Below are 12,702 nucleotides of genomic sequence, written 5' to 3'. Positions count from 1 at the left end.
TTTAAGCAATTCCCAACATGTTATTTAAATCTTTAGTATCAGCTACTTTTCTTAAACTAATGTTGATCTTTGTTGATAGCTCAATAAAGTCATCCCTTAAAATAGTGTCACCTTCAAGTAGCTCATTAACTTCTTGAACTAAAGGATCAAGAGGGTTTCTTAGCCATTCACCAAAAAGTGTTTGATGTCTTTCTTTGATTAAATATAAGGCGAAGCTTAATTGATTAAAACGATCTTGAGTTTTACTTCTAACTTTTTTTAATGGTGTGTTTAAATCATGCCATTTATACACAGAAGACCTTGTTGTTTGCATCAAGGTACTATATTGAGTGACATTTAGCCCAAAAGATTCTTGCAACTGCTTACTCTGTTTTTGAAACTCCCTTTCTCCACCACCACTAAATAATGTCTCGTCATCTATTTCAGACTTCACTGCTGTTGTAAAAGTATATTTGGGGTTTGATAGCCTTTCTGTAGACTCTGAAGCAAACGCTCCACCTGTTCCCATACAAGCACATAATAGAGCTGCTGGTACGGTTAAAATCATTGATGTTTGATTAGAGTTTACTTTCATTTAAGAGCTCCATTTTTCTATAGCGTAATCAGTTACTGAATCAAAGAAGATATTAGATGAATAAACATGAAGCCATCTAAGTGTTTCAAATACATTTACTTCTTTCGAGTTCATTAATTTTGCATAAGTAACAACATGATCAGTATCTATAATCGCAGATAAATTTTGATTCAGGTTGAATAAATCAAATTCACTGTTATTAGCATTCAACTTCTTCATTGGCTCTAAAATAGCAGATAAATCGTCTGGAACCCCTTTTAAGTTTCGACCTGAAACAGGTCTTAAGTATAAAATTGATCCATGTTCTGACTGATAGGCATATTGACTTCTTGCTTCTAGAGATTTTAGATTTTTAGATTCATGATTAGGGGACAAAATACTTTCATTAAGATATTGGTTCAATGTTTCCCCTGAATCAATAGTTATATTATCTACATAGCGAATACTTATAGATTTAACAAATTGTTGTTCCGTTATTCTTTGGTAAATACTAAAAGCCATTTCAACTATTTTAATATAACTATCAAAGTCTTTGTAATTTCTTGTGTATACAAAAAATTGACCTCCAATTATAGCTACGCCACTTTCTTGCTCAACATCAATAAAGTGATGCTGCTTTGTTTCTTGCTGGTTTATCTGCAATCCATTCTGAACATTAATTTGAAGATCATTTGTGATATGTGGCAGATGATGAGGAAAACCATTTTTTCTTAGTTCGTCCTGCACATCTCCTAAATACTTGCTTTCAAAGTTCACTAAATCAGCACAATCTATTTTACAAATAACCAATTTAATAGGTGCTGATTTTAATTTATGTTTGCGGACTGAGTTCTTCACATTAACCTCAAGATTAAACATTACAGTGTATAGTTTACAAACTATACACTGTATCTTAAGAAAACTCTAGGAATCAAATTGAATTTGAATGAACGAAAAGGCGTATGAATATTTTTAAGTAATCTTGAAATAGTTACTTAAGGTTAAGGAGTAAATTAATACCATCAACCGGTGATAACTCAAGTGCACGACAATAAGCCATATACTCAATCACATCTATTCTTCTTTCACATTGCTCAACTTTACCGATAAAAGAATGCGGTACTTCAAGTTTCTTAGCAAGATCACGCATAGTTAAGCCTTGAGTTTCTCTAGCATCTTTTAACCAAGAAATAAGCATCTGGTACTGTGTGGAATGGATAGACTTTATCATTGTCCCCATGTTAGAGACAAGATATGATGTACCCAACTTAGGGACTGATTGTTTTTTTTAGAATATGTTTGAACATTTATCTTGGATTTTACTGTTGAACTGGTGTTACTTTTTTATCTTTTTAAATGTGCATATCCAGCACTCTAATAGCTTCAATGGTAGCTCTAGAAAATATGAAGTTGCTTTAATGCTATCTTCATTATTAGGTTCGATAGTATTGTTTGTATTGCTTTACCTTTTGTTTCAGAAAGCTCATTGGTATACACCGATAGTATTATTTACTGTAGGTGGGCTTATAAGTGGTTTAGCTCAAGCATTTATCATAAAATTTTTTAACCCGATGACTGTTAGCTTAATAGCCTTTTTTAACTGGCCTATTGGTGCTTATTTTGTCTATTCAATAGTTACTTAATAAAAGTACTAAGCATTTTCCCAATCACTTAACCATTCATCAACTGTTTGGTCTTGTGGCCTCTTAACCTTGTTTGTTATGGGTAATTGATTACTTATTACCGCACTACCTTGATAACTTGAACCGTAGTTTGATTCCCCCGTACTTAATTCCCTTTCTACAGCTTGATTTCTAAAGGGTTGGGGGAATTCCTTGTTTGGTATACCTGTCTGGTTATTGTATGGGAGCTGTCTGGCATTTGTTTGTAAGTTGTCAGGCGATAATGCAGCTAAAGCTGACTTAATTTGCTCATAACTTACATTACATAAGGGGATCAACTTAGCTGAAATTTTACCTTTATATGCATCCGTTTCAGGAATAAAAAATATATCTTTTAAATTCCCCATATAATCATGGAAAGAAGCAAGCCTTGGTGGAAGTGATAATTCAGTTGATAACCAAAACTTATAAAATAAAAACTTCTTTGAAACCCTAAATTGTCCCTTAGGCAATGGACTTCCAGCTTGATGATATTTACTAGATCTTGCTCGATTCAATTCAACATTAAAAATCACATGAGCTTCTTCTCCTGTAACCATGTTGCTAAATTGCAAAGTAATACCCTCACATTTTTTTGAGCCATATCTACCTGTAGAATATCCAACATATTGGTAGATATTTAAATTCAACAATTTAGCAATTACATATGTAAGATCAGCTTTATTTTCTAAAAGAAAATCTAAAGGTACTTTCTTATGGCCTGATGGCTTTATTTCCAACCTTCCTTGGTTGATGTAAACAATTTCTCCACGCTTAATTAATCTTATTAATAAATCCAGCCCCTTTAACTTAGCCATAACTTTTAGCTAGCTTGAGTTTCAAGTAAGTGGATGAACCATAATAAGGAACTTTTTCTCCAAGCCGAGCGATTTGAGGATAACTTTATTTTGGTAGGTAGTGATTTACCTTGATGTGACCAACGCCACCATGTAGGTGAACTAACTTTGGTTATTTCTCGACGCTCTTTTTCTTGGCAAAGTGCTTCTTTTTCATTTGAAGCAGCTAAAATTTTTGAGCGTTGTGCTTGGGTTGGTTCTTTATATGACATTAGATGATTCCTGTTAATTTGTAATTAATTCAGGACTCATGTTATTGAAAGCTATTTATAGGTAGTATGGTGGAGCTAGCTCCGCCATAAATGGTGTAATTGTTTAGTAAGGTTTAGATCATAATTATTTGGACTGCCTTCAACTTTTCTTATAATAGCTTGTTTAATTTTTGCCCTAGCCGTATCCAAATCAAGCTCAACTTTTTGATCAACAACAGAACAATTTTCTTTAGATTTTTCGGTATGATCACAAAAGCAATCTTGTAATTGTGTAGCTAACTTATCCTTATCGCCATGCTTAACTTTTTTCTTTTCATAATTTAAGTTACTCGGGTGATTTTTTATATAATCGTTAAGGATTTGATCAGCCATATAATCAATACCTTTACGCTTCGCTTGTAATTTATTTTCGGCTTGAGCAATACTCTTAACTGACACTCTTTCAGCTTGATTTTTAACAAAAGGTCTTAATAACGTTACTCCTTGCTGACGCCCAACTGCTAACCCTAACTTAAAAAAAGATATAGCTAATGAATCACCACCAGATTGTAAATTTTGTGGTGAGATACTTTCTATAAAATGTGTTGCTACAGCATGGCTATCTAATATATCTTTTTCTAAACTGTCTTTTTCAAATTTACCTTCAGTTTTATTGATTAATTCTTTTAACAGTAAGTGAAGCAATTCAACAGACGAATTTGAATTAGGTACTGTAACTAATTCTTCCATTGTTAAATCGATTAGCTGTTCATTAAATACTTGATACGGTGTTTTTCCAGCCATTACTTCACCATCTTAACTACGTTGCTTTCACCGTTAACCATTGGCGCAATATGAACCGCTAATTTAGTTAATGCTTCTCTTCTTTCATCAAAGTAAGCATGACGGTCATAAATGCCCTCAACGCCTCTTATTTTGTGATTTAGGCACTTTTCAGCAATATGTGGTGGTGTTCCAAGTTCAGCAAGTAAAGATCTACAGGTACGTCTTAAATCATGTGGATTAAATGGCAATACTTTATCCATTACATTTAGTGAAGGCTTCTTGCCGCCATCAACTTTTTTGCCAAACATTTTAGCAACAGCATGATTAAGCGTATCGCTACTAATAAAAGGTCGTTTACTCGCTTTTCGGCTTGGGAATAAATAATCAGAACCGCAAGATCTAACCTCAAGCTCTTTTAGCCAAGGTATTATTTGATCAGGCAAGGGAATATCAATAGAAGCTTTAGTTTTTGAACGTTCGGCTGGTAATGACCATACTTGTTTTTTAAGGTTAAATTCTTTCCATCTAGCTTCGATAAGTTCAGACTTACGAACGCCAAGACAAACAAGTAAGGCAATAGCTAAATAGTTATCTCGAGTAAACCGATCTCTATGTTCTCGGTAGACATAAAAAGTTTGGTTTAATTCAACAAATGATAAGGCGCGATCTCTTGGTTTTTCTTTACCGCCAGCATCATCATTGTTAAATGCGAAAGCTGGATTGTTTGTAATAAAACCTAGCTTAATCGCGTGATTAAATAGGCTTTTAGCATGAATTAATGTTTTATTAGCACTGGTTAAAAAGCCCTTAGCGGCTTCTTTTTCAATAATGGTCTTAATATCCATAGGCTTAACTTTATCAATTGCTAAAGTGCCGATAAAAGGCGCTATTTTTTGTGTGTAAATTCTGGCTGGTATTTTGTAATGCTTTAACCGTTTCTCATTACCCTTTTGCCAGTCAATGAATAGATCATCAACAGTCTTAATATCAATTTGTTCAGCTCGTTTAGCTTCGGCTACAGGATCAAAGTCATCAACACGAATGCGTCTCTTGAGTTCAGCAGCTTCTTCTCTGGCTAACGTCTTGGTTCTATTTTTAAGTGTATAAAACTTGCGGCTACCATTAATGGTGTAACGTAACTCAAAGCTGATAACGCCCTTTGTTGTTACCTTCTTGTATAAACTATCACCCAATGACTCACGAGTGTAACGACTACCATTAGCTTTCATTTATCAATTAACCTTATCATTACTTAGCATTTACCCTTGAAGTGACTTATCAAATAACCTTTACAATACTTGACATGAGTCTATTTTATTAGACTGATCAGCCTTAATAAAACAGAAGAACATAACCTGAACATTACTGAACTTTTGTAGCTTTACCCCAACATTACTAAACATTGATAACCTAAAGATTACTAAAGATCTGCTTATCAAATGATCAGAAAAACCTCTTAAAACCTTACCTTTACTTACCATCTGAACCTTAGGATTACTTAAGATCTGTTGGGGATTAGTGGTTACACAAATACAAGTGAGTAACCATTCGTGTAACCATTTATATTAAATTAACAGGAATTATGTGAAATAGCTAGAAATAGAAAAACCCTTATTTAAAGGGCTTTTGAGGGAGTTTGAATTCAACAAATAAATTATTCAATATTTTGAATTTGCTCGCGCATTTGCTCAATTAATACTTTTAGCTCTACGGCTGAATTGGTGATGTCGGCGTTAATCGACTTCGACCCTAAAGTATTAGCTTCTCGGTTAAATTCTTGCATCATGAAGTCCAAGCGACGACCTTGCGCACCTCCTTTTTTCAGTATGCTGCGAGTTTCTTTCACGTGACTAAATAGACGGTCAATTTCTTCATCAACATCCATCTTTTGCGCTAGCAATACCAGCTCTTGCTCAACACGTGAAGATTCTAGCTCAATGTTAGCATCAGCAAATTTGTCAGTAATACGTTTGCGTTGCCATTGAATAATTTCAGGCATGTGGCCTTTAACAATATTGGCTTGTTCGATAATACCATCCAAACGCTGTTCGATAAGCGCCTTCATATTGGCACCTTCATCTGCGCGGGCAACGATGAAGTCTTCTAATGCTTGGTCAAAACCGGCAAGAATTTCAGCTTGAATTGCATTCATGTCTGATTCTTCGGCTTCCATCACACCTGGCCAGCGCATGATTTCTAGTGGGTTAATTTGACTATTCAACGTTTGCTCATTGATCCAATTAGCATGTTTAAGCAAATTATCTGCAAGCGTTGTATTCATCGATAAATTGCTTTTTTCACCCGGATTAGCATTAAAGCGTAAATTACATTCAACTTTCCCGCGATTTAATTGCTTGCGAAAACGCTCACGCAACACGGGCTCTATGCTTCTAAATTGCTCAGGTAAACGAAAATAAGTTTCGAGGAAACGTTGATTAACGCTGCGAATTTCCCACACTGCGTTGCCCCACTCACCTTTAATTTCATGGCGAGCGAACGCTGTCATACTATGGATCATTGAATTTCCTAACTATCAAATATGGTCTATAACTGAGATTATGCCCTAGCTGAGATCAGGTATCTACTGCAATCAGAGCTGGGGCATATATTTATAGCTTAGCCAATATTGTCTACGTTAGCTGATACTTTTCTGCCAACGTTGTTTTATATGATCAGCGACTCGGAATGAGTTGGCATAAATGGTAAACGTATAAGGCACGCTACCACCTGTTGGCATAAATGAGGCATCAGTAACAAAGAGGTTATCAACGTCATGCGCCTGACAGTTTTTATTCAATACCGTTGTTTTAGGATCGTCACCGAATCGACAACCGCCCGCCATTAAGTTTGCCGCCGGTGCGCTGCTTATCGATGATGAAACGTTAGTCGCACCCATTTCTAATAGTAGTTTCTCTGCTTTTTCAGCCAAATATTCACCAACATCTAAATCGTGGTTGTGTGCGCCAATGCGTATTTTAGCCACTGGGTCACCCCATTTGTCGGTAATGTCATCATCTAAAGCGACAAAACAATTATCGGTTGGTAACCAATCATTAAATACTTCAAAACGTAAGGTTTTATAGGTGGTAAATTCTGTTTTCATGCTTTGTTTAAGTTCTTCGCCCCACAGTAATTTTTCACTGTCTTGGCTTTCATCGTATTGCCATTTTGTGCTTTGCGCGCGCGAGATTGGGTTTTGATAAAACAAAAAATCTACCGTGCCGCCTTTCGCTTTACCATTACGGTTAAAGCCATTAAATGCTTTATCATCAATCTGATACCAGTCTTGTAAAGCACGATTAATAAACGGCCCAACTTGCTTAAGTTGCGCTTGCTTGGCTTCGGTTAAGTCTTTATAAAAGAAATCACCACGGCCAGTACCACCACCGCTAAAAATTAAATTTTTACCCACTTGACCAGAGCTATTCGCAATACCATTTGGGAATTTCTCCCCTTTTGATGCCAGCAATAATCGAGAAGTTTCTACCGCTTGGCAAGCTACAACATAGTATTTGGCTTGAGCAATGTGCTCACGCCCAGCTTGGTCATAATAATGCACACCTGATATTTCGCCTTTACTGTCAGTGGCAATTTTATAAACTTTTGCATGCGGCGTAATCGTACAATTACCGGTTGCTACCGCGTGATTAAGCAACGCTGCCCTGCCGCTACCTTTAGCGCCTGATGAACAGCCATAACTACTGCAATAACCTGAATATTCACAGCTATTTCGGCCCATTGCCGGTTGTGACAATATGGCGCGTGGTACGGGTACGGCGTGGTAACCAATTTTTTCAGCACTTTCATCGATCCACGACGATATACCATGTTCTGCTACCGGTGGAAACGGAAAGTCTGTGGAACGCGGCTCTTGGTGTGGATGTTCAGACACGCGACCTGAAACACCGACAACTTTTTCAACCTGTGCGTAATAAGGTTCAAGTTCATCATAACTAATCGGCCAATCTTCAACATTAGCGCCATCAATGGCACCAAATTCTGTTTTCAAACGAAAGTCGATAGGCTTCAAGCGATGAAAATAACCGCTCATAAAATTTGATGAACCACCAACAACCGTACCATTCCAGAAGCTCCAGCCTGATTCACTGGTAGCTTCGCCTTGCCAAAAGCTTTCGCCGTCATCGGTTTCATATTCTTCTTCGATAACATGCTGTTCGTCTTCAAGCTTAGGGTTGTAAGCATCGCGCAAGCTGATGGCTAGCTCATCTTTATAAAATTCTTTTTCTGTCAGCCAAGCACCTTTTTCTAACACAAGAACTTTTGCGCCGGCTTTCGCTAAGGTATAAGCGACTGGTGATGCACCCGCACCACTACCTACGATACAAATATCATATTTCATGCTTTTCGAGCCCCTACTTGCTTACGGGTATATTGTTGATGGCTAACAACTTGCGTTGTTGTTTGCTTTGCGAATGTCGCCGTCCTGCTTAACACAATAGGTTGTTTGCCAGGTAGTTCGTAATAGCGTTTTCCGGCTTGCGGTAAAGGAAAACCCGCTTGATGTTCTAACCAGTGCCAACCTATGCCATTAGGGTTACCGCCATAACTCGGCGGGGAAAGCATGGCCTCAAAAAGATAACCAACCAAATTACTTAACCAGTTTTCACCGGCGGTTGATTTACTGATCGCACGTAAAATATTTTCTTTTTCGTCAAAAGTTAAGGCAATGAAGTTCTTCTGCAATTGGCTGTTACTGAAGCCATTAAGCCAGCCAACGCCTTTATAGATAAATTCAATTTCAGCTTCTTCTGTCGGCTGTTGAAAAACCACGTTGTATAAATATTGTGTTGCTTGAATTTCTTGCGCGCTCGGACCGGTTGCTGATTCAGGTAGCAAGTGTGCCAGTACAGCATCTAAGGTTAACCAGGGATCGGTTTTCAGTGCACCATCAAGCTTATTGCTCATACTGGCTGACCAACTACGCATAGGCATTGCGGCCACCATAGTCGCTCCCGCCGCAGATTTTAGTGCGTTACGACGTGACAGCTTTTTTTGTAACCATTGTGGCGTACTAAAGTTTTTATCAAAAAACGATAGCACCTGCGACAATGGCTTACTGACGCGTTTTTTTCTTACTACAGCTCTAGCCTTTTGCGTTTGAGACATCACTATTTTCCTTATTGTTTTCTGCCTGCCATTTGCTTAAAAATGCTGACCAATATTCTGCTGAATATTCTAAATTATCCAATAACTCGGCAGTATCTTTGGACAATAACATTTGACCAGTATTAGTTGACACATACATATGCGGGTAACCTTGTACTGGTGGTAATGACTTCATAAAGGCTTCATTTTCGTTACTGTCACTGACACTAACTTTAAGCAGAACATAATTGTCATGTAACTGTTGATTAATTGCAGGGTTATCAGCTAAAAATGCATCCATTTTGTGACACCAAGTACACCAAGTTCCACCTATTTCAATCAATACATTTCTCCCACTTGCTTGCGCCAGCTTAATTGCTGCTTGCGCATCTTTAAATGGATCACGCTTGTCATCATAAACTTTACTGTATAACGGCAACGCTTTTACTGACTGACTAATCACTTCTTTTGCGATTGTTTGGCTAGTGATAAATAAACTCACGATAAGCAAAATGATAAACAGCTGAAATTTCATAAATTCTCTCTATTGTGCTGACATTTGGAGCCAACGCATAATAATGACTTAATAGAATGACCTTAGATTAATTAACTATATTTCAAAATAGTTGCTACGTCATTATGTCAAATTGTTATGCGAACGATTATAATGCGCAGCAATTATACTATGATAGGAATTTCAACATGCGTCCAAGCGGCAGAACTTTAGGACAAATTCGTCCGGTAACCATTACTCGTCAATTCACAGCTCATGCAGAAGGCTCTGTGCTTATTGAGTTTGGGGATACTAAAGTTATTTGTACTGCTACAGTTGAAACTGGCGTACCACGTTTTCTAAAAGGCCAAGGCAAAGGCTGGATCACTGCTGAATACGGTATGTTACCTCGTTCTACTCATACTCGTATGCGTCGTGAAGCGGCTAACGGTAAGCAAAGTGGTCGTACGTTAGAAATTTCTCGCTTAATTGCTCGTTCGTTGCGTGCAGCTGTTGATTTAGTGGCATTGGGTGAAAATACTATTACTGTTGATTGTGATGTAATTCAAGCTGATGGCGGCACGCGTACCGCGTCAATTACCGGTGCATGTGTGGCTTTGGTTGATGCATTAAACCATATGCGTGCGAAAGGTATTATTAATAACAACCCACTTAAACACATGATTGCTGCTGTTTCTGTTGGTATGTATAAAGGTGAAGCAGTTTCTGACTTGGATTATCTTGAAGATTCTGCAGCCGATACTGATATGAATGTTGTAATGACCGAAACGGGTAAATTAATTGAAGTACAAGGCACCGCCGAAGAAGAGCCGTTCAGCTTTGACGAGATGCAAGAAATGCTTACCTTAGCTAAAAATAGCATTAACGAGCTATTTGATATTCAAAAAACTGCTTTAAACTAAGCCACTGATAGGAGCCAATGATGAAAGATTATCAACGCGAATTTATCGAATTTGCCTTATCGAAACAAGTACTGCGTTTTGGTGAGTTCACTTTAAAATCGGGCCGTACCAGTCCTTACTTTTTTAATGCCGGTTTATTTAATACTGGTGGTGATTTAGCACGCTTAGGTCGTTTTTATGCAGCAGCTTTGCAAGACTCAAAAATTGACTATAACTTGTTATTTGGCCCTGCTTACAAAGGCATACCGATTGCAACAACAACGGCGGTAGCACTTGCTGACAGTTACGATATTGATATGCCTTATTGTTTCAACCGTAAAGAAGCAAAAACTCACGGTGAAGGTGGTAGTTTAGTTGGCTCCGCGCTTGAAGGTAAAGTGATGCTAGTTGATGACGTGATCACAGCGGGCACCGCTATTCGTGAATCGATGGAAATTATTAAAGCCCATGGCGCAGAATTGTCAGGGGTACTCATCGCTTTAGACAGACAAGAGAAAGGCCGAGCTGAGCTTTCTGCCATTCAAGAAGTTGAACGCGATTTTAATACCAAAGTAATATCGATCGTTACCTTAGCTGACTTAATTAGTTATTTAGAAGAAAAGCCTGATATGGCAGACAGTTTAGCTAGCATTAAAAAATATCGCGAAGATTACGGTATTTAGCACTTTTACTCGCTTTGTTACAAGCTGTAAACGTAAAAAGCCTGCAAAACTGCAGGCTTTTTATTTGTATCTTATCAATTTTGCTAAGCGGTTAATTCAAATTGATAGCTTGCTGGCTTTTCGTACGCTTGATTAATGTTTGCATAAAATTGATTAATGCGTCCCGCTCTTTCATCCACTTCTAAAGATCTACTTGGCGCTACTTGTTCTTGTGCAGATAATGTTTGGCCAATAAATTGATCAAATTCATTACTAGCATCGTTAGCACTTTGACCTTCTTGAGATAAAACATCATTAGGCCTGATTAAACCAACAAAATCTTGTTTTGCGTTTGGGTCTTCTAGCGAGATTGCCGATAATTCTGATTGAGCTTGTGCAATCAATTTAGCAGCAGATGCAGCAACGCGAGTGTCTTGAATTGATGGATTCGCTGGTGCTAATGCTGCCGCGTGAACCTTCTGCATTTTGGCAATAGTAGCACTAGGATTACCATCAACAGGGGCCAAATCAACCGAAACTTCACCGCCAATCGCATACTTATTACCGTCAGGACCTACTTCAAATGAATAGTTAGGTGCACCAGTATAAGCCCCCCCGACGGCAGCATGAGCTAATTCGTGTGAGCGAACCTCTTGATCTCGTAGTTTTAAGCTTTTAACCTCTTGTTGCTCGGCAAATAAAGCTTCCTTAGATTTCTCAGAACCCTCTTGTGACCCTTGCTCTTCAGTTAGCTCTCCTTTGGAGTTACTACTTTGCTCATTATCTTCTTTGTCATTGTCTTGTGGAGAATCTTGCGCCGAACGCTCGGAATTATCACCAATAACATCATTAGCAAGTTCTGCTTGCTTACGCAGACTAGCAAAGTCTACTTGCTCGTTATTTTGGGCTGGAGTGCGTCCACGCTCTTTATCAGAGGCTACACCTTTTTCAGCAGCTGATTGGTTTGAGGCTTCAGGTTTAGTAATGATTTCTCGTTGCTGATTATCACGACGCAAGCTATCCGTCTGCAGATTTACTGCAGTTGGTATGGGTAAGTTATAGCCTTGCGAATTAATATTCATGATTATTAAACGCGTACATCCAATAAGGTGCCTAAATTATCATCAGCTGCTTCTATCACTTCTGCAGAGGCTTTAGCTTGAAATTCGGCAACACGAGAATCAACAATAGATTGGTTTAAATCTGACAGTTCACCATTGGTTTGGTTTTGCTCAGTAGCGTTAGCATTATTTTCTTGCCCGACACCAAAATCTTCAGGGCTAATCGTAATATTTGACGCTATACTCGCAGCAGCTTGGTTAGCATCATCGGTTGCTTTTTGAAAACCTTGTACGCCAGCATTGAAAGCTGATTGAATTTCCATAAAATCCTCCTAAATACACTTATTAATTGCCAATGACGCAATTAAACAACAACTATACATAACTGATAATAACCTGTTTAATTATTAACCAAAACGATAGAAAAGTA

General features: G+C 37.9%; 15 protein-coding genes. 2 read left to right on the top strand and 13 right to left on the bottom strand.

The features are described 5' to 3' along the window. Position 1: 1 nt before the first annotated feature. From FGD67_RS12505 to FGD67_RS12455, 11 genes are all read right to left on the bottom strand, one after another. Entirely contained in the window at positions 2-574 is a 573-nt protein-coding gene (locus FGD67_RS12505; protein ID WP_257171486.1) for a hypothetical protein, read from the bottom strand. Then, positions 575-1,411, bottom strand: a complete 837-nt coding sequence (locus tag FGD67_RS12500; protein WP_257171485.1) for a TIGR04255 family protein — start codon at positions 1,409-1,411, stop codon at positions 575-577. Between the two features lie 133 nt (positions 1,412-1,544). After that, the gene (locus FGD67_RS12495; protein ID WP_257171484.1) at positions 1,545-1,784 is read right to left on the bottom strand and encodes a helix-turn-helix domain-containing protein; all 240 of its coding nucleotides are present in this window, start codon (positions 1,782-1,784) and stop codon (positions 1,545-1,547) included. 420 nt (positions 1,785-2,204) lie between these two features. Beyond that, positions 2,205-3,032, bottom strand: a complete 828-nt coding sequence (locus tag FGD67_RS12490) for a hypothetical protein (RefSeq protein ID WP_257171483.1) — start codon at positions 3,030-3,032, stop codon at positions 2,205-2,207. 5 nt (positions 3,033-3,037) lie between these two features. Beyond that, positions 3,038-3,283, bottom strand: coding sequence for an AlpA family transcriptional regulator (locus FGD67_RS12485; protein ID WP_257171482.1), 246 nt, complete (start codon positions 3,281-3,283; stop codon positions 3,038-3,040). A 75-nt stretch (positions 3,284-3,358) separates the two neighbouring features. Next, positions 3,359-4,066 carry a hypothetical protein gene (locus tag FGD67_RS12480; protein WP_257171481.1) on the bottom strand — a complete coding sequence of 236 codons (708 nt, stop codon included), beginning with the start codon at positions 4,064-4,066 and terminating at the stop codon, positions 3,359-3,361. Beyond that, complete coding sequence (locus FGD67_RS12475; protein WP_257171480.1) at positions 4,066-5,277, bottom strand: site-specific integrase; 1,212 nt, start codon at positions 5,275-5,277, stop codon at positions 4,066-4,068. The genes FGD67_RS12480 and FGD67_RS12475 overlap by 1 nt, the downstream gene beginning before the upstream one ends. Before the next feature lie 425 nt (positions 5,278-5,702). After that, positions 5,703-6,566 (bottom strand): YicC/YloC family endoribonuclease, encoded by an 864-nt coding sequence (locus FGD67_RS12470; protein ID WP_257171479.1) that lies wholly within the window; start codon positions 6,564-6,566, stop codon positions 5,703-5,705. A gap of 117 nt (positions 6,567-6,683) precedes the next feature. Further along, positions 6,684-8,408: a GMC family oxidoreductase gene (locus FGD67_RS12465; protein WP_257171478.1), complete on the bottom strand. Its 1,725-nt coding sequence runs from the start codon at positions 8,406-8,408 to the stop codon at positions 6,684-6,686. Beyond that, the gene (locus FGD67_RS12460; RefSeq protein WP_257171477.1) at positions 8,405-9,175 is read right to left on the bottom strand and encodes a gluconate 2-dehydrogenase subunit 3 family protein; all 771 of its coding nucleotides are present in this window, start codon (positions 9,173-9,175) and stop codon (positions 8,405-8,407) included. Before FGD67_RS12460 ends, FGD67_RS12465 begins: the two co-directional genes overlap by 4 nt. Beyond that, entirely contained in the window at positions 9,153-9,689 is a 537-nt protein-coding gene (locus FGD67_RS12455; RefSeq protein WP_257171476.1) for a thioredoxin family protein, read from the bottom strand. The genes FGD67_RS12460 and FGD67_RS12455 overlap by 23 nt, the downstream gene beginning before the upstream one ends. A gap of 167 nt (positions 9,690-9,856) precedes the next feature. Between FGD67_RS12455 and rph the strand changes: the two genes are divergently transcribed. Together rph and pyrE are read left to right on the top strand one after the other, a co-directional pair. Beyond that, positions 9,857-10,570, top strand: coding sequence for a ribonuclease PH (rph, locus tag FGD67_RS12450; RefSeq protein WP_257171475.1), 714 nt, complete (start codon positions 9,857-9,859; stop codon positions 10,568-10,570). Positions 10,571-10,590: 20 nt separating this feature from the next. Further along, positions 10,591-11,232 carry an orotate phosphoribosyltransferase gene (gene pyrE, locus FGD67_RS12445; protein ID WP_257175111.1) on the top strand — a complete coding sequence of 214 codons (642 nt, stop codon included), beginning with the start codon at positions 10,591-10,593 and terminating at the stop codon, positions 11,230-11,232. A gap of 83 nt (positions 11,233-11,315) precedes the next feature. Here pyrE and FGD67_RS12440 read toward each other — a convergent pair whose 3' ends face one another. Both FGD67_RS12440 and FGD67_RS12435 read right to left on the bottom strand, forming a co-directional pair. Then, a complete protein-coding gene (locus tag FGD67_RS12440; protein ID WP_257171474.1) occupies positions 11,316-12,293 on the bottom strand; it encodes a putative metalloprotease CJM1_0395 family protein in 978 nt (325 codons plus the stop codon). Positions 12,294-12,298: 5 nt separating this feature from the next. Next, positions 12,299-12,595, bottom strand: a complete 297-nt coding sequence (locus tag FGD67_RS12435) for a hypothetical protein (protein ID WP_257171473.1) — start codon at positions 12,593-12,595, stop codon at positions 12,299-12,301. Between the last annotated feature and the right edge of the window lie 107 nt (positions 12,596-12,702).

This window comes from Colwellia sp. M166 (assembly GCF_024585285.1).
GTDB lineage: Bacteria > Pseudomonadota > Gammaproteobacteria > Enterobacterales > Alteromonadaceae > Cognaticolwellia.
The sequence above is the reverse complement of the archived record's forward strand: the minus strand, read 5'-3'. Positions and strand labels throughout refer to the sequence as shown.